We start from the raw sequence: 18,571 nt of genomic DNA, 5'->3' as shown, positions 1-18,571 counted from the left end.
CGTCCTGCCCAAGGCCTGTGGCGAGCAGGGCTCATGTGGCGGTGCCGCCCCGGCGTCAACCGGTGCCAAGTACCGCCCCAACCTCGAGATTCATGACATGACGACCGTGACCGCTCAACTGCGGGCCTCCCCTTTGGACGCCTTGCAACGCTGGCTGCCGAAGCTGGTGCTGGCCCCAAGCATGTTCATCGTCCTGGTGGGCTTTTATGGCTACATCCTGTGGACCTTCGTGCTTTCCTTCACCACCTCGACGTTTCTGCCGACCTACAAATGGGCGGGCCTCACGCAGTACGCCCGGCTGTTCGACAACGACCGCTGGTGGGTAGCGAGCAAGAACCTGCTGCTGTTCGGCGGCCTGTTCATCGCCATCAGCCTGGCCATCGGGGTGCTGCTGGCGGTGCTGCTCGATCAGCGCATCCGCCGCGAAGGTTTCATCCGCACGATCTATCTGTACCCGATGGCGCTGTCGATGATCGTCACCGGTACTGCCTGGAAATGGCTGCTCAATCCCGGCATGGGGCTGGACAAACTGTTGCGCGACTGGGGCTGGGAAGGTTTTCGCCTGGACTGGCTGATCGACCCCGACCGAGTGGTGTACTGCCTGGTGATCGCCGCCGTATGGCAGGCTTCGGGGTTCATCATGGCGATGTTTCTCGCCGGCTTGCGTGGCGTCGATTCGTCGATCATTCGCGCCGCGCAGATCGACGGTGCCAGCCTGCCGCGCATCTATTGGACCGTGGTGCTGCCCAGCTTGCGACCGGTGTTCTTCAGCGCATTGATGATCCTTTCGCACATTGCCATCAAGAGCTTCGACCTGGTGGCGGCGATGACCGCCGGTGGGCCTGGCTATTCCTCCGACCTGCCAGCGATGTTCATGTACACCTTCACCTTCAGCCGTGGGCAGATGGGTATGGGCTCGGCCAGCGCCATCCTCATGCTCGGCGCGATCCTCGCCATTCTGGTGCCCTACCTGTACTCGGAACTGAGGAGCAAGCGCCATGCATAGCCCAGTCGACAAACCGACTTCGAGCCTGAGTCGCCTCATCATTCACGCCGTGCTGTTGCTCGCTGTGCTGCTGTACCTGGTACCCCTGGTGGTGATGTTGCTGACCAGCTTCAAGACCCCGGAAGACATCGGCAGCGGCAACCTGCTGAGTTGGCCGACAGTGGTCACCGGCATTGGCTGGGTCAAGGCCTGGGGCACGGTCAGCGGCTACTTCTGGAACTCGGTGCTGATCACCGTGCCGGCCGTGGCGATCTCCACCGCCATCGGTGCGCTGAACGGTTACGTGCTGTCGATGTGGCGTTTCCGTGGCTCGCAACTGTTCTTCGGCCTGCTGCTGTTCGGCTGCTTCCTGCCGTTCCAGACCGTGTTGCTACCGGCGTCCTTCACCCTCGGCAAACTGGGCCTGGCGAGCACCACCACTGGCCTGGTACTGGTGCATGTGGTGTACGGCCTGGCCTTCACCACGCTGTTCTTTCGCAACTTCTACGTCAGCATTCCCGACGCCCTGGTCAAGGCTGCTCGCCTGGACGGCGCCGGCTTCTTCACCATTTTCCGACGCATCATCCTGCCGCTGTCGACACCGATCATCATGGTCTGCCTGATCTGGCAGTTCACCCAGATCTGGAACGATTTCCTGTTCGGCGTGGTGTTCTCCAGCGGCGATTCACAGCCGATCACGGTGGCCCTGAACAACCTGGTCAACACCAGCACCGGGGCCAAGGAATACAACGTCGACATGGCCGCGGCGATGATCGCCGGGCTGCCAACCCTGCTGGTCTACGTGGTAGCAGGCAAGTATTTCGTCCGCGGGCTGACGGCCGGCGCGGTAAAGGGGTAAGTCATGGCAACGCTCGAACTTCGCAATGTGAACAAGACCTACGGCAGCGGCCTGCCGGACACCCTCAAAGACATCCAGCTGGCGATCAAGGAAGGGGAATTCCTGATCCTGGTCGGTCCTTCGGGGTGCGGCAAGTCGACCCTGATGAATTGCATCGCCGGCCTCGAACAGATCAGCGGTGGGGCGATCCTCATCGATGGCGAGGACGTCAGCGGCATGAGCCCGAAGGACCGTGACATCGCCATGGTGTTTCAGTCCTATGCGCTTTATCCGACCATGAGCGTGCGGGAGAACATCGAGTTCGGCCTGAAGATCCGCAAGCTGCCCCAGGCAGCCATCGACGAGGAAGTGGCGCGGGTGGCCAAGCTGTTGCAGATCGAGCACCTGCTGACACGCAAGCCGGCGCAGTTGTCCGGGGGCCAGCAACAGCGGGTGGCCATGGGCCGTGCGCTGGCGCGGCGACCCAAGCTCTATCTGTTCGACGAGCCGTTGTCGAACCTCGATGCCAAGCTGCGGGTCGAGATGCGCACCGAAATGAAACTGATGCACCAGCGCCTGAAGACCACCACGGTCTATGTCACCCACGACCAGATCGAGGCCATGACCCTCGGTGACAAGGTAGCCGTGATGAAGGATGGCATCATCCAGCAGTTCGGCACGCCTCAGCAGATCTACAACGACCCGGCCAACCAGTTTGTCGCCAGCTTCATCGGCTCGCCGCCGATGAATTTCATTCCCGTGCCGGTGGTCAAGCGCGACGGCCGGCTGCTGGCAGTGCTCGACAGTGGCCTGGCGCGCTGCGAGGTGCCGCTGGGGGCGATGGGGGACGAGCTCGAGGGGCGCCAGGTGATCCTCGGCCTGCGGCCCGAGCAGGTGAGCCTGGGGGCGGGGCAGGAGCCCGGGCCAGTCGGCATACGTGCCGAAGTGCAGGTCACCGAGCCGACAGGGCCCGACCTGCTGGTATTTGTCACCCTCAACCAGACCAAGGTGTGTTGCCGCCTGGCACCGGACGTGCCGTGCCGTATCGGTGACCACCTCGACTTGCAGATCGACCCCGCCCGGGTCCTTCTGTTCGACGCCGAAAGTGGCGAGCGCCTGGACCTGCGTAGGTCCAGCGAAGCAATAAGGGACAACGTGGCTTTGTTCAAAGGCCGTTGAAATCGTCTACATCACCAATAAAAAAAAAGAGGACGTATCAGGATGAAACAGCGCAATCGCATCAGGACGTTGGGCTCGTTGGCCTTGCTGGCGCTCGTCGGCAACAGCGGGGTGCAAGCCGCCGAGGCCTTCTCCAGCGAATCCAAATGGATGACGGGTGACTGGGGTGGCACGCGCACCGAGCTGTTGGAAAAAGGCTACGACTTCACCCTCGACTATGTCGGTGAGGTGGCTGGCAACCTCAATGGCGGTTACAACGATGACAAGACCGCACGCTACAGTGACCAGTTCGCGCTGGGCGCGCACCTTGACCTGGAAAAGATCTTCGGCTGGAAGGACACCGAGTTCAAGTTGGCGATCACCGAGCGCAGTGGCCGCAACCTGTCCAACGACCGCATCAGCGACCCGCGTGCCGGGCAGTTCAGCTCGGTGCAGGAAGTGTGGGGCCGTGGCCAGACCTGGCGGCTGACGCAAATGTGGATCAAGCAGAAGTACTTCGACGGCGCCCTGGACGTGAAATTCGGTCGCTTCGGTGAAGGCGAGGACTTCAATAGCTTCCCTTGCGACTTCCAGAACCTGGCATTCTGTGGCTCGCAGGTGGGCAACTGGGTCGGTGGCATCTGGTACAACTGGCCGGTCAGCCAGTGGGCCCTGCGGGTCAAGTACAACATCACCCCGGAATTCTTCGTCCAGGCCGGTGCCTTCGAGCAGAACCCTTCCAACCTCGAAACCGGCAACGGCTTCAAGCTCAGCGGCAGTGGGACCAAGGGGGCGATCCTGCCGGTGGAGATGGTCTGGTCACCCAAGGTCAATGGATTGCCCGGCGAATACCGCCTGGGCTATTACTACAGCACGGCCAAGGCCGACGATGTGTACGACGACGTCAACGGCAATCCCCAGGCGCTGACCGGCGCAGCCTTCAAGTCGCATTCGAGCAAGCATGGCTGGTGGGTGGTGGCGCAGCAGCAGGTCACCGCCCAGGGCGGCGATGTGAACCGGGGCCTGAGTCTGTTCGCCAACTTCACCGTGCACGACAAAGCGACCAACGTGGTCGACAACTACCAGCAGGTCGGTCTGGTCTACAAAGGGGCCTTCGACGCCCGACCCAAGGACGACATCGGCTTTGGCGTGGCGCGCATCCATGTGAACGACGATGTGAAGAAGCGCGCCGAGCTGCTCAATGCCCAGAGCGGTATCGACGACTACGACAACCCAGGGTTCGTGCCATTGCAACGCACCGAGTACAACGCCGAGCTCTACTATGGATTCCATGTCACCAACTGGCTGACCGTGCGGCCCAACCTGCAGTACATCAAGAGCCCCGGTGGGGTGGATGAGGTCGATAATGTGTTGGTCGCAGGTTTGAAGATTCAGTCGTCATTCTGAGTCGGTTTGTTGTAAATTTACGCCAATCCACCTCGTTACCTGGCATCCACTGGCATTGCAGTGGTTTGCCAGGATAGGTCGAGACAGCGCTATCTCAAACAACAAGAGCCCGTCACCATGCCCGAACATCCGCTTCATCGCTTCTTCTGCGCGCAACGGCCCAGGCCGACGTTCGAATGGGAGCGTTACCAGCAGCGCGATGTTCTGGTCATCGATCACCCGCGCTGCCAGGCGGTTTTCAGCCGCCAGGGCGCGCAGTTGCTGCATTTCCAGCCTGCCGGCGAGCGGCCCTGGCTGTGGTGCGCCGAGCAATGGCCGCAAGTGGGTGCCATCCGCGGCGGTGTACCGGTGTGCTGGCCTTGGTATGGCCGCCATCCCAGCGAGGACCTGTGGCCGGCCCATGGCTGGGCCCGCCTGCTCGACTGGAAGCTGATCGACAGCGCTGAGGACGAGGAGGGCGTCACCCTCAACTGGCGGCTGGAGCTGTGCGACTGGCAGGTCGACCTGCACACTCGGTTAGGCAGCCGCATGGAGCTGCGTTTGAGCACCGAGCACCAGGACAGCGAACCCTGCCAGTTGAGCCATGCGCTGTTGGCCTACTGGCGTATCAGCAACGTGTCGCAGATAGCGCTGTCTGGACTGGAAGATGTCGAAGGCTACGATCGCCTCAGCCGCCAGGTGTGCCGCGACGAGGGGGCTCTGAAAGTCCAGGGCGGTTGTCAGCGGGTCTACCCGGGCACCGCTCAGGTGCAATTGCAGGACCCGGCCTGGCAGCGGGCTTTGTGCATCGACACCGGTGACAGCGACGATACCGTGGTCTGGCACCCCGGCAACCGACCGCTCATGGGCGTGACCGGGCGCGAGCGTCAGGGTTTTGTCTGCGTCGAGGCCGCCAGCGGCAGCGGTGAGGGCTTGAGCCTGGCACCCGGGCAGCGCGCGCACCTGTGTTTGCAGGCGCACCGGCTCAGTTGAACTGGTCGTCCTCGATCGGGTAGCGGCTGGCATTGAGGCTTTCTTTGATCTTGCGCAGATGCGGTTGGAAATCCACACCCCGGCGCAAGGTCATGCCGGTGGCCAGTACGTCGAGCACGGTCAATTGGATGATCCGCGAGGTCATCGGCATGTAGATGTCGGTGTCTTCCGGAAGCGGAATGTGCAGGCTCAAGCTGCAGGCGTTGGCCAGTGGCGAGCCGGCGGCGGTGAGGCCGAGCACCGAGGCGCCGTTTTCCCGGGCAAGACGCGCGACTTCGACCAATTCGCGGGTTCGACCGGTGTAGGAGATGATCACGAACAGGTCACCGGTGTGGGCGACCGAGGCCAGCATGCGCTGCATCAGCACGTCGGCGTGGGCTGAAACGGCCAGATTGAAGCGGAAGAATTTGTGCTGCGCGTCCAGTGCTACCGGCGCTGAGGCACCGAGGCCGAAGAAGTGGATCTGGCGCGCCTGGATCATCATGTCGACAGCACGGCTGACCTGCTGGGGATCCAATTGCTGGCAGGCGCTGTCGAGCGAGGCGATGGCACTGCCGAAGATTTTCTGGGTGTAAGCTGCCGGATCATCGTCCGCTTCCACCGCGCGACTGACGTAAGCGGCACCGCTGGCCAGGCTTTGCGCCAATTGCAGCTTCAGTTCGGGGTAGCCACTGACGCCGAACGAGCGGCAGAAACGGTTGACCGTGGGTTCGCTGACCTTGGCGGCCTGGGCCAGTGCGGCGATGCTGAAGCGGGTGGCTTGTTGCGGATTGAGCAGGATGACTTCGGCGACTTTGCGTTCGGCCTTGTTCAGCTCGTCGAGGCGTCCCTGGATCTGCTCCAGGAGATTTCGCACGCGGTCCATGGGGGTTTCCTTGGGTCGAAAGGCAGGCGGCTGACGAGACAGCAGGCCTTTATCAGAGTTGTCTATCGTACTGTCGGTGCGGTGCGCGCACCACTTATCTGTATCATTCGCTGGTAATGTTGTTGTTATTACTACATTACCCCTTGAAAACCGTGTGTGAAAGCGGTATTCCTAGTCCAACTTTAGGAAAGAACCAACATCATGGCTGCGATCAGTGTAGAACCTTGCACCTTTGCCCTTTTTGGCGCCCTCGGCGACCTGGCATTGCGCAAGCTCTTTCCCGCCCTCTACCAGCTCGACCGTGCCAACCTGCTGCACGGGGGCACTCGCCTGCTGGCGCTGGCCCGCGAGCCAGGCAGCGTCGAGGACCACCTGGCCACCATCGAAGCCCATCTGCGCCAGCATGTGCCGGCCGGGGACATCGAGCCGGCGGCGCTGGAGCGCTTTCTTGGGCGCCTGGGTTATCAGCACCTGGATTTCCTGCAGCCGGAGGGCTACCAGGCTTTGGTCGAGCAGGTCGCCGGTGGCATGCCGCTGATCGCCTACTTTGCCACTGCAGCGGCGGTCTATGGCGCAATCTGCGAGAACCTCGAACGAGTCGGTCTGGCCGAACGCACCCGGGTGGTGCTGGAAAAGCCCATCGGTCACGATCTGGAGTCGTCGCGCCGGGTCAACGACGCCGTGGCACGCTTCTTCCCGGAAAGCCGGGTCTATCGCATCGACCACTACCTGGGCAAGGAAACGGTCCAGAACCTGATCGCCCTGCGTTTCGCCAACAGTCTGTTCGAAACCCAGTGGAACCAGAACTCGATCTCCCACGTGGAGATCACCGTGGCTGAAAAGGTCGGCATCGAGGGCCGTTGGGGTTACTTCGACAAGGCTGGCCAGTTGCGCGACATGATCCAGAATCATCTGCTGCAGCTGTTGTGCCTGATCGCCATGGACCCACCCAGCGACCTTTCGGCCGACAGCATTCGCGACGAGAAGGTCAAGGTCCTCAAAGCCCTCACACCGATCACTGGCGAGGCCCTAGGCACCCATGTGGTGCGTGGTCAGTACATCGCCGGTTACAGCGACGGCAAGCCGGTACCGGGTTACCTCGATGAGGACAACGCCAATGCCCAGAGTGACACCGAGACCTTTGTCGCTCTGCGCGCCGATATCCGTAACTGGCGCTGGTCGGGCGTGCCGTTCTACCTGCGTACCGGCAAGCGCATGCCGCAAAAACTGTCGCAGATCGTCATTCATTTCAAGGAAACGCCGCACTATATCTTCGCCCCGGAACAGCGTTTGCAGATCGGTAACAAACTGATCATCCGCCTGCAGCCGGACGAAGGTATCTCTTTGCGGGTGATGACCAAGGAGCAGGGGCTGGACAAGGGTATGCAACTGCGCAGCGGGCCCTTGCAGCTGAATTTTTCCGACGCCTGGCGCAGTGCGCGGATTCCGGATGCCTACGAACGCCTGCTGCTCGAGGTGATGCGGGGTAATCAGAACCTGTTCGTGCGCAAGGACGAGATCGAATATGCCTGGAAGTGGTGCGATCAGTTGATCGCCGGCTGGCGCACCAGCGGCGATGCGCCCAAGCCCTATGCGGCTGGGTCATGGGGGCCGATGAGCTCGATTGCACTGATCACGCGCGATGGGAGGTCGTGGTATGGCGATATCTGAATTGCAACTGCCGGCGCCGGTGCAGGTTCATGACCTGCCCACTGGCAAGGCGCTGGCCACCACCTTGGCCCGTGACGTCGCCGAACGTCTGCGCACGGCGATTGCCAGTAAGGGCCAGGCCTGTGTGGTGCTTTCCGGCGGTCGTAGCCCGGTGCCGTTTCTCGAGCAGTTGGCTAGTGAGGCGCTGGATTGGTCGAAGGTGACCGTGAGCCTGGCCGACGAGCGCTGGGTGCCGGTCGAGCATCCCGACAGCAATGCTGGCCTGTTGGCCCGTCATCTGTTCAAGGGCGATGTCGCCCGTGCCCGTTTCGTCGGTCTCTACCATCAGGCCGAAAGCCTCGACGCTGCCGCCGACAAGGCCGACCAGGCGTTGGCCGAACTGGCGCCGATCGATGTATTGGTGCTGGGCATGGGCGACGATGGCCACACCGCTTCGCTGTTTCCCCACAGCCCCAATCTCGCGCAGGGCCTGGACCTCACTTGCACCCGCCGATGCTTGCCGATGCTGGCGCCGAGCGTGCCGCACCAGCGCCTTTCGATGACGCGCTCGCTGCTTGCCAGCGCCGATTACATCGCCCTGGCCGTGCAAGGTCCGGGCAAACTCGCTACCCTGCGCGCCGCGTTGGCTGGTAGCGACATCACTGAAATGCCGATTCGCGCTTTTCTTCACGACCCCTTGGGCATCTACTGGTGCCCGTGAGCCAAGGACATACTGTCATGACCACCCTTGAACGCCCCCAGCCTTTGCTCTCGATGGTCGAGAAAATCCAGCGGATCGATGCGATCTGTGGTCAGGCGCGCATCCTGCCGGTGATCACCATCGCCCGTGAACAAGACATCCTGCCGCTGGCTGACGCCCTGGCTGCTGGCGGGATCCGTACACTGGAAGTGACACTGCGCTCCCAGTATGGCCTGAAGGCCATCGAAGTGTTGCGCGCGCAGCGGCCGGAATTGTGCGTCGGCGCCGGTACCGTGCTCGACCGCGGTATGTTCGAGGCGGTCGAGGCCGCCGGCGCGCAGTTCGTGGTGACGCCCGGCGTGACCCAGGACATCCTTGAGGCTGGTGTCGCCAGCGACATTCCGCTGCTGCCCGGCATCAGCACGCCGTCGGAGATCATGATGGGTTATGCCCTGGGCTACCGTCGCTTCAAGCTTTTCCCTGCGGAAATCAGCGGTGGCGTTGCGGCGATCAAAGCCTTTGCCGGCCCATTCGGCGATATCCGCTTCTGTCCCACCGGCGGGGTCAATCCGGCCAACGTGCGCAACTACATGGCACTGCCCAATGTGATGTGTGTGGGCGGCACCTGGATGCTCGATAGCAGCTGGATCAAGAACGGCGACTGGGCCCGCATCGAGGCCTGCAGCGCTGAGGCGATGGCATTGTTGGACGCCAACTGAATTTGTTGTGTGCTTGACGGCTTATGGGGCGCTTGGTCGGCGCCCCTTTTTTTTGCTTTGGATTTGTAGGGCGGCGCTCGATATCCGCAGCGCTGCAGCTCTCCCGACGGGTTCCGCGCCCCAAAAAAAGCCCGCATACAGGATGCGGGCTCTGGTGTTGCGCAGTTAGCCTTAGGCCGCTTTGGCAGCCTGCTGGCTCAAGGAGCGGTTCAGTGCACTGAACAGTGCCTTGAAGCTGGCGGTGGTGATGTTTTCATCGATGCCCACGCCATGTACCGGACGGCCGCCGGCCACACGCAGTTCGATGTAGGCCGCCGCCTTGGCGTTGGTGCCGGCACCGATGGCGTGCTCGTTGTAGTCCATGATCTCGACGGCGATCGGCAGGCCGGCCACCAGTGCCTCCAGGGCGCCATTGCCCTTGCCGCGCCAGTGCAAGGTGGTTTCGCCTTCGCCGGCGACTTCCACTTCCACAGCGCTATGGCCGTTTTCTTCCTGCAGACGGTGGCTGACCAGTGCGTACGGTGCGTTGGCCTGGAGGTATTCCTTGTGCAGCAGGCTGTAGATCTGTTGGGCGGTCATTTCCAGGCCCAGGCGGTCCGTTTCGCCTTGGACGACCTGGCTGAATTCGATCTGCATGCGGCGTGGCAGGCTGATGCCGTATTCCTGCTCGAGCAGGTAGGTGATGCCGCCCTTGCCGGACTGGCTGTTGACGCGAATGACCGCCTCGTAGCTGCGGCCGATGTCCGCTGGGTCGATCGGCAGGTAAGGCACTTCCCACAGCTCGCCTTCTTTCTGCTTGGCGAAGCCTTTGCGGATGGCATCCTGGTGCGAGCCGGAGAAAGCGGTATGGACCAGATCGCCCACGTATGGGTGGCGTGGGTGCACCGGCAGTTGGTTGCACTCTTCGACCACCTTGCGCACGCCGTCGATGTCGGAGAAGTCCAGTTGCGGATCGACGCCCTGGGTGTACAGGTTCAAGGCCAGTGTCACCAGGTCGACGTTGCCGGTGCGCTCGCCGTTGCCGAACAGGCAGCCTTCGGCACGGTCGGCGCCGGCCATCAGGCCCAGCTCGGTGGCGGCGATGCCGGTGCCACGGTCGTTGTGGGTATGCAGGCTGATGATCACGCTGTCGCGACGGTTGATATGGCGGCAGAACCATTCGATCTGGTCGGCGTAGATGTTCGGGGTGGCGACTTCCACGGTGGCCGGCAGGTTGAGGATGATCTTGTGCTCAGGCGTCGGATTCCAGACCTCGATGACCGCATCGCAGACTTCCTTGGCGAACTCGAGCTCGGTGGCGCTGAAGGTTTCCGGCGAGTACTGGAAGGTCCACTGGGTTTCTGGCTGTTGAGCGGCATATTTGACGAACAGCTTGGCCGCGTTCACGGCGATGTCCTTCACGCCTTGCTTGTCCTGGTTGAAGACGATGCGGCGGAACGACGGGCTGGTGGCGTTGTACAGGTGGACGATGGCCTTTTTCGCGCCGCGCAGGGATTCGAAGGTGCGGGCGATGAGGTCTTCACGGGCCTGGGTGAGCACCTGGATGGTGGTGTCGTCCGGAATGTGGCCGTCTTCGATCAGGGTGCGCACGAAGTCGAAGTCGGTCTGCGAGGCGGAGGGGAACGAGGCTTCGATCTCTTTCACGCCGACCTGCACCAGGGTTTTCCAGAACCGCAGCTTCTTCTCGGAGTCCATCGGCTCGATCAGCGACTGGTTGCCATCACGCAGGTCAGAGCTGCACCAGATCGGCGCCTGGGTGATGGTCTTCGACGGCCAGGTACGGTCGGGCAGGTCGATAGTCGGGAAGGCGCGGTACTTCTTCGAAGGGTCTTTGAGCATGGTCATGGAAGCAATCCTTTTGTGTGCGGCCGAGATCGGGCCTGCCGAGCAATAACGAGATGAGGGGCGAGGCGACGCGATTCAGCCTGGTAGTCGGGCGCTGACCAGGCAGAGGCTGCGGTGTTGTCGGAGCAGAATGAGGGTGCTGAAGGTTTTCATGCCTTCAACCCTAACCAGTGAGATGAGGGATGGCAAGGGCTGGAAAAAAATTGAGATAAATGCTCAAAAAAAGCAGCAATGCGAAATTTTATGGCTGAAAATTTCCCAGTGCTTCTTTTTTGTTGCACGGTATTTTTCGATGGCGCAACACGCTCGAAGGGCGCAAAGCCCCCTTTCAGGGCTGGAACGCCCCGATGAAAATCGCCGGATCCACACGCGCATCATTGAGGCTGACGTTCCAGTGCATGTGCGGGCCGGTCGCCCGCCCTGTCGAGCCTACGCGACCTACCACATCACCTCTGCGCAGCGCTTGGCCAACTTTCACATCGATCTTCGACATGTGGCAGAACATGCTGATGAAGCCCTGCCCATGGTCGACGAACACCGTGCGGCCATTGAAGAAGTAGTCACCCACCAGGATCACCTTGCCATTGGCCGGGGTCTTGATCGGCGTGCCGGCCGGCACGGCGAAGTCCAGGCCCGCATGGGGGTTGCGCTCCTCGCCGTTGAAGAAACGGCGCACACCGAACTTGCTCGACAACGGGCCGTTGACCGGTTTGTCGAGCACCAGATTGCTGGGCAGGTTGGGGCTGAAGCTGCGGTAGGCCTTGATCTGTTCGGCCAGTTCGCGGTCGATGCGCTTGAGGTCGGCAGGGTTGGGGTTGACCTGGCGCTTGTTCTTCAGGGTGATGTGCTGTTCGGGGTATTTCTTGTGCCCAACGCTGAAGGGCAGCTCGCGACCGCCCTGGCTCAGGACAGCGGTGCCGGGTTTCTGGGTCAGCGGGAGGCCGACGATGGCCAGCCAGTTGTTCTGCTCCTTGACCACCAGCACCGGCTTGCCATCGAAGCGCGCGCTGGGCGCTTGCGCCGCCGGGCCTAGGTCGATCACGGCAACCCCGCCGGGCACCGGTTTGTTCAGCGTGCGGGTGATGTAGCTGGCTTGGGCGACGCCAGCGAGCGTCAGAAGGCAGAGGGCAAGCAGTGGCGCGAACAGGCGGGGCATGAGTCAGTCCAGTAGGGAAAGGGTGACCGGGGTCAGGTGGTTGTCCTCGACCCGCACCTGCAGTTCGCCTTCATTGAGGCGGGCAGTGAGGCGCTGGCCATTGCGGGTCTGCTCGGCGCTGCGGATGGCTTGGCCACGGTCGTCGAGCAGGATGCTGTAGCCGCGTGCCAGGGTGGCCAAAGGGCTGACGACCTGCAGTGTTTGCAGTTGTGCCTGGAAGCGCTGGCGACGGTCCTTGAGCACTTCGCGCATCGCCCGCGGCAGGCGTTCGGCCAGGCTGTCCAGGCGCTGCCCAAGCAACTTCAGCGTGCGCCCTGGATGCTGCGCGGCCAGGCGGGTGTCCAGGCGTACCAGGCGCTCGCGGCGCTGGTTCAGATTGAGCGTGAAAGCGCGGCGCAGGCGCATGTCCAGGTCGTCCAGGCGCTGGGCCTGTTGCCGCAGACGCTCGCCTGGATGGCGCAGGCGTCGGGTCAGCGACTCCAGCCGCAGGCGGTCGTGGGCCAAGCGGTTCTGCATGCGCAGCAGCAGGCGCCGCTGCAGGCCGTCGAGGCGTTGCTGCAGGCCGCTGTTGTCCGGTGCCAGTAGCTCGGCGGCGGCGGAAGGCGTCGGGGCACGCACATCGGCGACGAAGTCACTGATCGACACATCGGTCTCATGCCCCACCGCGCTGACGATCGGCGTGACGCAAGCGGCCACGGCCCGGGCCACTGCTTCTTCGTTGAAGCACCACAGGTCTTCGAGCGAGCCGCCGCCACGGGCCAGGATCAGTGCGTCGAAGCCGCGGCTGTCGGCCAGTTGCAGGGCGCGGACGATCTGTTTGATGGCCTCGCGCCCTTGCACGGCGGTGGGGATCAGGTTGAGCTCGACCTGGGGGGCGCGACGTCGGAACACACTGATGATGTCGCGGATCACCGCGCCAGTGGGCGAGGTGACGATGCCGATGCGTTGGGGGTGTGCCGGCAGGGGTTTCTTGCGCTCGGCGCTGAACAGCCCTTCGTTGCCGAGTTTTTCCTTCAACGCTTCGAAGGCCAGGCGCAGGGCGCCATCGCCGGCCGGCTCGACGGTGTCGAGGATCAACTGGTAGTCACCACGGCCCTCGAACAGCGAGACCTTGCCACGTACCCGCACTGCCAGGCCATCACGCAGAGCCTGGCGCACGCGGGTGGCATTCTGCCGGAACAGCGCGCAGCGCACCTGGGCGCCGCTGTCCTTGAGGGTGAAGTACATGTGGCCGGAAGCCGGGCGGGCGAGGTTGGAAATCTCGCCTTCCACCCAGACGCTGCGGAACACGTCTTCCAGCAGCACACGGGCGCGGCCGTTGAGTTGGCTGACGGTGAGGACCTCGCGGTCCAGGCCGAGTCGTTCGAAAGGGTCTCTGATCATGCCCGGCATCATAAAGGACAAGACCGATCGATGCACCGGGGGCGGTGCCTACAGGATGTGTCCTACCTTGCCTGGCGAATTCGAAGGCTTACTGCCCCCTTGCAGAGAAGCCTAGCCTGATCGCTTCACTCGCACGGAGGTGTTCATGTACGACGTTGACTCCACTACCTACCGCTCGAAGGCATTCAACCGTCGAGTACGCTTTCTGGTTTTCCACTACACCGCAATCAACTTCGAAGGTTCGGTCAACGCCCTGGCAAAAGGGGGGCAGGTCAGTGCGCACTATCTGCTGCCCACGCCCGCCGATCCGAGCTATCGACGTGCAGGCTTCGACCGGGTACGTATCTTCAACCTCGTCGATGAAAGCGAGCGGGCATGGCACTCAGGCGTCAGCGCCTGGGGAGGGCGGAGCAACCTGAACGATACGGCGATCGGCATCGAACTGGTCAATGAGGCTACGGTGAGCAATGGCCAGTTCAGCTTTCCGGAATACCACCCCGAGCAGATTGCTGCGCTGGTGCAACTGAGCCGGGACATTCTCCAGCGTTATCCGGATATCAAACCCACACAGGTGCTCGGGCACAGTGACATCGCCATCGGGCGCAAGAGCGACCCAGGTGCCGCCTTTCCTTGGCGCAGTCTGCATGAGGCGGGTATCGGCGCCTGGTATGACGAGGAGGTGAAGACGCGGTTTCAAGCGCAGTTCGCAAGCGACAGGCCTGCATCCGAGGATATCCAGGGCAAGCTGCGCGCCTACGGCTACAGCGTTCCGCCTCGACCCAGCGATGGTTACATGCGTTCACTGCTCAGAGCTTTCCAACTGCATTTTCGTCCCAGCGATCACCGTGGCTTCGCCGACGCCGAAACCCTCGCCATTCTCTATGCGTTGGCGCAGCGCTATCAGGCATGATGGGCGCCCATCGCCCTGGCGAACGCTTGTACCAGTTTCTCTGCACCCTGGCGACAGGCCAACGCCACACTGCTGCGACACATTGGCTGCAGCGGGATGAAGCGAACCGAAGCGGGGGCGATGTCACGCATGCAGGCCGGCAGCAGTGCCACGCCAAAGCCGGCTTGAATCAGCTGCAACTGGGTGGTCTTGCGTGAAGTGACCTGTGCTGCGCGAGGAAAGAATCCGGCTTCCATGCACAGCGAAGCGGACAGGTAGCTCAACCCGCCCCGGTCGCGGTGAGGAATCGACACGAAGGGCTCTGCGCATAGTCGCTCCAGCGGTAGGGCTTGCGCGGTTGCCAGTGGATGCTCGGCGGCAACTGCCAGAAGCAAGGGTTCGCTGTACAGTTCGTGCAGCGTCACCCCCGCATGCTGGCGCAATACCGGAAGTCTCAACAGGCCGATGTCCAGGCGTCCGGCGGCAATGTCCTCGAGTTGCGCCTCGGACGATTGCTGGGCGATGTCCACCGAAACGTCCGGATTGGCGTGCACATAGCGATTCAAGCGGGCCAGTAATTCGCCTGTGAGCGGCACCGTGCTGGAGTGGTTCAGGCGCAGGGTGCCTCTTAGTCCGTGGCCGATGTCGCGGGTTTCGCGCTCGGCCTGCGCCAGGTCGGCGAGCAGTCGGCGGGTGCGGTGGAGCAAGGCCTGGCCGGCGGGGGTCAGTTGCGGTCGCCGGGCCGTGCGTTCGAACAAGGGTGTGCCGAGGTGCTGTTCCAGCTCCTTGATCTGTCGGCTCAGCGCCGACTGCGCAACATACAGTCGCTCGGCGGCGGCGCTGAAACTGCCGCACTCGGCGATTTCCTGGAAATACCGCAATTGGCGGATCGACGTCATGTCATGCCTTTTCGAGATGGCTGGTGGGCAAAAGGCATATTAGTCGGCATGGCTGCGGGCTGGCTAACCTTTGCGGGTCCTCCCTGGAGTTCGCTTCATGCTCGCTCAGCTGTCGTTTACCAGTCTTGACTGGCTGATCATCGCGCTGGCCATCGGCGCAGCGTACATCGTCTTCGGAATCGCCGGGTTCGGCACCGCCTTGGTCGCCGGCCCGGTGCTGATCCATTTCATGCCGTTGTCACGCGTCATTCCATTGTTGGTGCTCCTGGACTTCGTCGCCGCCTTCGGCAATCTGCTGCCCTCGCGGCGCGATGTGGTCCGTGACGAATTGCTGCGCCTGTTGCCCTGCATGGCCGTGGGCTGCGCCGTTGGCGTGATGTTCTTGTTGCGGCTGAAAACGGACGTGTTGCTGTTGTCGCTGGGGCTGTTCGTCACGGCCTATGCGGTCTATGCCTTGGCTGTGACGGTCCGGCCTGCGAGGTTGGCTGGTTACTGGGCCGTGCCGATAGGTGTGGTCGGTGGGCTGTTCGGCGCCATGTTCGGCAGCGGCGGCTTTCTATATGCGATTTACCTGAGCGCTCGTCTGCAGGTGAAGGAGCAGGTGCGCGCCACCCAGAGTGCGCTGATCAGCAGCAGCACCCTGGTGCGTCTGTCGTTGTTCCTGTTTGCCGGGGTCTATGCCGACAGCGACCTGCTGTTGCTCGCAGCCTGGCTGTTACCGGTGATGTTCGCTGGACTCTGGATCGGGCGTCGCGTGGCCTCGAAGCTCTCCCGTGAAGCCTTCGTGCGCCTGGTGACCTGGCTGGTGCTGGCCAGTGGCCTTGCGTTGCTGGGCCGCTACCTGAGCGGCTGAGCAAACGGTAGAATTGCGCCACTACCGCAGTTTCCAGGCTTGTCTTGCCCATGAACACCCAGAGCATCATCGTTCCCAAACTCTCCACCGTGCCGGTTCACGAGGCCCGTGCCCGGGCCATCCTGCGCTGGCTGGTACGGGAAAAAGTGGTGGAGGAGCAATTGACGACCTGTGGTCGCACCGGCAACCGCATGGGCCATGCCCTGGCCGAGGGGGCCCGCAAATTCGCCCTGCATCCCGAGAAGCTGCCATTCGGGGACCCGGTCAATGGCCTGGAAGTCGTTCTCAAGCGCTGCATCTATACCCCCAGCGATGGCTTTCTCGAAGAAGCCGGGTGCCCGGAGTGTCGGCGCGAGGTCGGCGAGCCGCTGTTCGAAAGCCTGGAAGAATGGATGCCGGGGGTAAGCGACAACTTTACCTGCCCGCTGTGTGGCTTCGAGGACGACATCAATGGCTTTCTTTTCCTGCAGCCATGTGCCTTTTCCAACCTCGGGTTCATCTTCAACAACTGGGGCGAGGCCGGCTTCACCCAGGCCTTTGTCGACAGCTTCGCCGACTGGCTCGATCAGCCGGTGGCGGTGGTGCAGGTAAAACTGCCACAAGGCTGACCGAAGGCCCTTATTTTGCATTGAGCGGCGCGCCGTGGATGAGTATAATGGCGCGCTTCCATTTTTCCCGCCCGGGAGCCCCCGCGATGCTGCGTATCAGCCAAGAAGCCCTGACCTTCGACGATATCCTCCTTGTACCTGGCTATTCCGAGGTACTGCCCAATGAAGTCAGTCTCAAGACCCGTTTGACCCGCGGCATCGAGCTGAACATTCCGCTGGTTTCCGCTGCCATGGATACCGTGACCGAAGCGCGCCTGGCCATCGCCATGGCCCAGGAAGGCGGCATCGGCATCATCCACAAGAACATGACCATCGAACAGCAGGCCGGCGAAGTGCGCAAGGTCAAGAAGTTCGAGGCTGGCGTGGTCAAGGACCCGATCACCATCGACGCCGACGCCACCGTGCGCGACCTGTTCGACCTGACCCGCCTGAACAACATCTCCGGCGTCCCGGTACTGGCCAATGGCGACCTGGTCGGCATCGTCACCTCCCGTGACGTACGCTTCGAGAGCCGTCTGGAAGCCAAGGTCCGCGACGTGATGACGCCCAAAGAGCGTCTGGTCACCGTACGCGAAGGCGCCGACAAGAACGAAGTCCGCGAGCTGCTGCACAAGCACCGCCTGGAAAAAGTCCTGATCGTTGACGACAAGTTCAACCTCAAGGGCATGATGACCGTCAAGGACATCGAAAAAGCCAAGGCCTACCCGTTGGCCAGCAAGGACGACCAAGGTCGCCTGCGCGTCGGCGCTGCGGTCGGTACCGGCAAGGACACCGGCGAGCGTGTTGCCGCCCTGGTTGCCGCCGGCGTCGACGTGGTGGTGGTCGACACCGCCCACGGTCACTCGAAAGGTGTGATCGACCGCGTTCGCTGGGTCAAGGAAACCTACCCGCAGGTGCAGGTGATCGGCGGTAACATCGCCACCGGCGCAGCCGCCAAGGCCTTGGCCGAAGCCGGCGCCGATGCGGTCAAGGTCGGTATCGGCCCTGGCTCGATCTGCACCACCCGTATCGTCGCCGGTGTCGGCGTGCCGCAGATCAGCGCCATCGCCAACGTCGCCGCCGCCCTGGAAGGCACTGGCGTGCCGCTGATCGCCGACGGCGGCATCCGCTTCTCCGGTGACCTGTCCAAGGCCATCGTGGCGGGTGCCTCGTGCGTGATGATGGGTTCGATGTTCGCCGGCACCGAAGAGGCGCCGGGTGAGGTCGAACTGTTCCAGGGCCGTTCCTACAAGGCCTACCGTGGCATGGGCTCGCTGGGTGCCATGGCACAGGCGCAAGGTTCTTCCGACCGTTACTTCCAGGACTCCTCGGCCGGTGCCGAGAAGCTGGTTCCGGAAGGGATCGAGGGTCGTGTGCCTTACAAAGGCGCCCTGGCCGCGATCATCCACCAGCTGATGGGCGGCCTGCGTTCGTCCATGGGCTACACCGGCAGTGCCACCATCGAAGAGATGCGCACCAAGCCTGAGTTCGTGCGCATCACCGGTGCCGGCATGGCCGAGTCCCACGTGCACGACGTGCAGATCACCAAAGAAGCCCCGAACTACCGGGTCGGCTGACGCCTCCAGCGGTACGCGACAAGCTTCAAGCTACAAGCGGTAGTTGCGCTGCAGCAATTACCGCGTTCTCCCGATCAACTTGCAGCTT

17 protein-coding genes are annotated in these 18,571 nt (G+C 62.6%); 12 read left to right on the top strand and 5 right to left on the bottom strand.

Annotated features, from left to right (window positions below; translation table 11 throughout):
• Positions 1 to 97: 97 nt before the first annotated feature.
• The 5 genes from KY379_RS03820 to KY379_RS03800 all read left to right on the top strand — a co-directional run bounded on the left by KY379_RS03820 (position 98) and on the right by KY379_RS03800 (position 5,360).
• Positions 98 to 1,006 (top strand): carbohydrate ABC transporter permease, encoded by a 909-nt coding sequence (locus KY379_RS03820; protein ID WP_261239024.1) that lies wholly within the window; start codon positions 98 to 100, stop codon positions 1,004 to 1,006.
• Positions 999 to 1,844: a carbohydrate ABC transporter permease gene (locus tag KY379_RS03815; RefSeq protein WP_133326269.1), complete on the top strand. Its 846-nt coding sequence runs from the start codon at positions 999 to 1,001 to the stop codon at positions 1,842 to 1,844. The genes KY379_RS03820 and KY379_RS03815 overlap by 8 nt, the downstream gene beginning before the upstream one ends.
• Positions 1,845 to 1,847: 3 nt before the next feature.
• Entirely contained in the window at positions 1,848 to 3,002 is a 1,155-nt protein-coding gene (locus tag KY379_RS03810; protein WP_261239022.1) for an ABC transporter ATP-binding protein, read from the top strand.
• A gap of 42 nt (positions 3,003 to 3,044) precedes the next feature.
• Complete coding sequence (locus tag KY379_RS03805; protein ID WP_261239021.1) at positions 3,045 to 4,388, top strand: carbohydrate porin; 1,344 nt, start codon at positions 3,045 to 3,047, stop codon at positions 4,386 to 4,388.
• Positions 4,389 to 4,505: 117 nt separating this feature from the next.
• Positions 4,506 to 5,360: a D-hexose-6-phosphate mutarotase gene (locus tag KY379_RS03800; protein ID WP_261239020.1), complete on the top strand. Its 855-nt coding sequence runs from the start codon at positions 4,506 to 4,508 to the stop codon at positions 5,358 to 5,360.
• On the opposite strand, the gene hexR is transcribed toward KY379_RS03800, so the two are convergent.
• On the bottom strand, positions 5,353 to 6,216 hold the full coding sequence (hexR, locus tag KY379_RS03795) for a DNA-binding transcriptional regulator HexR (protein WP_196172888.1): 864 nt from the start codon (positions 6,214 to 6,216) through the stop codon (positions 5,353 to 5,355). The genes KY379_RS03800 and hexR overlap by 8 nt on opposite strands.
• 210 nt (positions 6,217 to 6,426) lie before the next feature.
• Here hexR and zwf point away from each other — a divergent pair, with 210 nt between their 5' ends.
• From zwf to KY379_RS03780, 3 genes are read left to right on the top strand one after another with little or no spacing between them, the layout of a single operon-like run.
• Positions 6,427 to 7,896 carry a glucose-6-phosphate dehydrogenase gene (gene zwf, locus KY379_RS03790; protein ID WP_133326259.1) on the top strand — a complete coding sequence of 490 codons (1,470 nt, stop codon included), beginning with the start codon at positions 6,427 to 6,429 and terminating at the stop codon, positions 7,894 to 7,896.
• Complete coding sequence (pgl, locus tag KY379_RS03785; RefSeq protein WP_261239017.1) at positions 7,883 to 8,596, top strand: 6-phosphogluconolactonase; 714 nt, start codon at positions 7,883 to 7,885, stop codon at positions 8,594 to 8,596. The genes zwf and pgl overlap by 14 nt, the downstream gene beginning before the upstream one ends.
• A 17-nt stretch (positions 8,597 to 8,613) precedes the next feature.
• Positions 8,614 to 9,294 carry a bifunctional 4-hydroxy-2-oxoglutarate aldolase/2-dehydro-3-deoxy-phosphogluconate aldolase gene (locus KY379_RS03780; RefSeq protein WP_133326255.1) on the top strand — a complete coding sequence of 227 codons (681 nt, stop codon included), beginning with the start codon at positions 8,614 to 8,616 and terminating at the stop codon, positions 9,292 to 9,294.
• Positions 9,295 to 9,465: 171 nt separating this feature from the next.
• Here KY379_RS03780 and leuA read toward each other — a convergent pair whose 3' ends face one another.
• The 3 genes from leuA to xseA form a co-directional block, all read right to left on the bottom strand.
• Entirely contained in the window at positions 9,466 to 11,139 is a 1,674-nt protein-coding gene (gene leuA / locus KY379_RS03775; RefSeq protein ID WP_133326253.1) for a 2-isopropylmalate synthase, read from the bottom strand.
• Positions 11,140 to 11,467: 328 nt separating this feature from the next.
• Entirely contained in the window at positions 11,468 to 12,295 is an 828-nt protein-coding gene (locus KY379_RS03770; RefSeq protein ID WP_261239015.1) for a peptidoglycan DD-metalloendopeptidase family protein, read from the bottom strand.
• Positions 12,296 to 12,298: 3 nt separating this feature from the next.
• Positions 12,299 to 13,678 (bottom strand): exodeoxyribonuclease VII large subunit, encoded by a 1,380-nt coding sequence (gene xseA / locus KY379_RS03765; RefSeq protein ID WP_261239013.1) that lies wholly within the window; start codon positions 13,676 to 13,678, stop codon positions 12,299 to 12,301.
• A gap of 145 nt (positions 13,679 to 13,823) precedes the next feature.
• Here xseA and KY379_RS03760 point away from each other — a divergent pair, with 145 nt between their 5' ends.
• Positions 13,824 to 14,588, top strand: a complete 765-nt coding sequence (locus KY379_RS03760) for an N-acetylmuramoyl-L-alanine amidase (RefSeq protein WP_133326247.1) — start codon at positions 13,824 to 13,826, stop codon at positions 14,586 to 14,588.
• Here the strand turns inward: KY379_RS03760 and KY379_RS03755 are convergent.
• Positions 14,579 to 15,466 carry a LysR substrate-binding domain-containing protein gene (locus KY379_RS03755; RefSeq protein WP_261239011.1) on the bottom strand — a complete coding sequence of 296 codons (888 nt, stop codon included), beginning with the start codon at positions 15,464 to 15,466 and terminating at the stop codon, positions 14,579 to 14,581. The genes KY379_RS03760 and KY379_RS03755 overlap by 10 nt on opposite strands.
• A 97-nt stretch (positions 15,467 to 15,563) precedes the next feature.
• Between KY379_RS03755 and KY379_RS03750 the strand changes: the two genes are divergently transcribed.
• The 3 genes from KY379_RS03750 (at position 15,564) to guaB (ending at position 18,483) form a co-directional block, all read left to right on the top strand.
• Positions 15,564 to 16,319: a sulfite exporter TauE/SafE family protein gene (locus KY379_RS03750; protein WP_261239010.1), complete on the top strand. Its 756-nt coding sequence runs from the start codon at positions 15,564 to 15,566 to the stop codon at positions 16,317 to 16,319.
• 50 nt (positions 16,320 to 16,369) lie between these two features.
• The gene (locus tag KY379_RS03745) at positions 16,370 to 16,927 is read left to right on the top strand and encodes a sugar ABC transporter ATPase (RefSeq protein ID WP_133326241.1); all 558 of its coding nucleotides are present in this window, start codon (positions 16,370 to 16,372) and stop codon (positions 16,925 to 16,927) included.
• 86 nt (positions 16,928 to 17,013) lie between these two features.
• The gene (gene guaB, locus KY379_RS03740; protein ID WP_133326239.1) at positions 17,014 to 18,483 is read left to right on the top strand and encodes an IMP dehydrogenase; all 1,470 of its coding nucleotides are present in this window, start codon (positions 17,014 to 17,016) and stop codon (positions 18,481 to 18,483) included.
• Positions 18,484 to 18,571 lie beyond the last annotated feature (88 nt).

The organism is Pseudomonas sp. HD6422 (assembly GCF_025377065.1).
GTDB lineage: Bacteria > Pseudomonadota > Gammaproteobacteria > Pseudomonadales > Pseudomonadaceae > Aquipseudomonas > Aquipseudomonas putida_U.
This window is presented reverse-complemented; position numbering and strand designations above follow the sequence as displayed.

What these genes read in the sequence shown, in the direction of transcription:
- KY379_RS03780 (WP_133326255.1), top strand. Translation starts at nt 8,614, where the DNA reads ATGACCACCCTTGAACGCCCCCAGCCTTTGCTCTCGATGGTCGAGAAA.
- KY379_RS03770 (WP_261239015.1), bottom strand. Translation starts at nt 12,295, where the DNA reads ATGCCCCGCCTGTTCGCGCCACTGCTTGCCCTCTGCCTTCTGACGCTC.
- KY379_RS03755 (WP_261239011.1), bottom strand. Translation starts at nt 15,466, where the DNA reads ATGACGTCGATCCGCCAATTGCGGTATTTCCAGGAAATCGCCGAGTGC.
- KY379_RS03800 (WP_261239020.1), top strand. Translation starts at nt 4,506, where the DNA reads ATGCCCGAACATCCGCTTCATCGCTTCTTCTGCGCGCAACGGCCCAGG.
- KY379_RS03805 (WP_261239021.1), top strand. Translation starts at nt 3,045, where the DNA reads ATGAAACAGCGCAATCGCATCAGGACGTTGGGCTCGTTGGCCTTGCTG.
- KY379_RS03820 (WP_261239024.1), top strand. Translation starts at nt 98, where the DNA reads ATGACGACCGTGACCGCTCAACTGCGGGCCTCCCCTTTGGACGCCTTG.
- zwf (WP_133326259.1), top strand. Translation starts at nt 6,427, where the DNA reads ATGGCTGCGATCAGTGTAGAACCTTGCACCTTTGCCCTTTTTGGCGCC.
- pgl (WP_261239017.1), top strand. Translation starts at nt 7,883, where the DNA reads ATGGCGATATCTGAATTGCAACTGCCGGCGCCGGTGCAGGTTCATGAC.
- KY379_RS03745 (WP_133326241.1), top strand. Translation starts at nt 16,370, where the DNA reads ATGAACACCCAGAGCATCATCGTTCCCAAACTCTCCACCGTGCCGGTT.
- KY379_RS03760 (WP_133326247.1), top strand. Translation starts at nt 13,824, where the DNA reads ATGTACGACGTTGACTCCACTACCTACCGCTCGAAGGCATTCAACCGT.
- KY379_RS03815 (WP_133326269.1), top strand. Translation starts at nt 999, where the DNA reads ATGCATAGCCCAGTCGACAAACCGACTTCGAGCCTGAGTCGCCTCATC.
- xseA (WP_261239013.1), bottom strand. Translation starts at nt 13,678, where the DNA reads ATGATCAGAGACCCTTTCGAACGACTCGGCCTGGACCGCGAGGTCCTC.
- guaB (WP_133326239.1), top strand. Translation starts at nt 17,014, where the DNA reads ATGCTGCGTATCAGCCAAGAAGCCCTGACCTTCGACGATATCCTCCTT.
- KY379_RS03750 (WP_261239010.1), top strand. Translation starts at nt 15,564, where the DNA reads ATGCTCGCTCAGCTGTCGTTTACCAGTCTTGACTGGCTGATCATCGCG.
- leuA (WP_133326253.1), bottom strand. Translation starts at nt 11,139, where the DNA reads ATGACCATGCTCAAAGACCCTTCGAAGAAGTACCGCGCCTTCCCGACT.
- KY379_RS03810 (WP_261239022.1), top strand. Translation starts at nt 1,848, where the DNA reads ATGGCAACGCTCGAACTTCGCAATGTGAACAAGACCTACGGCAGCGGC.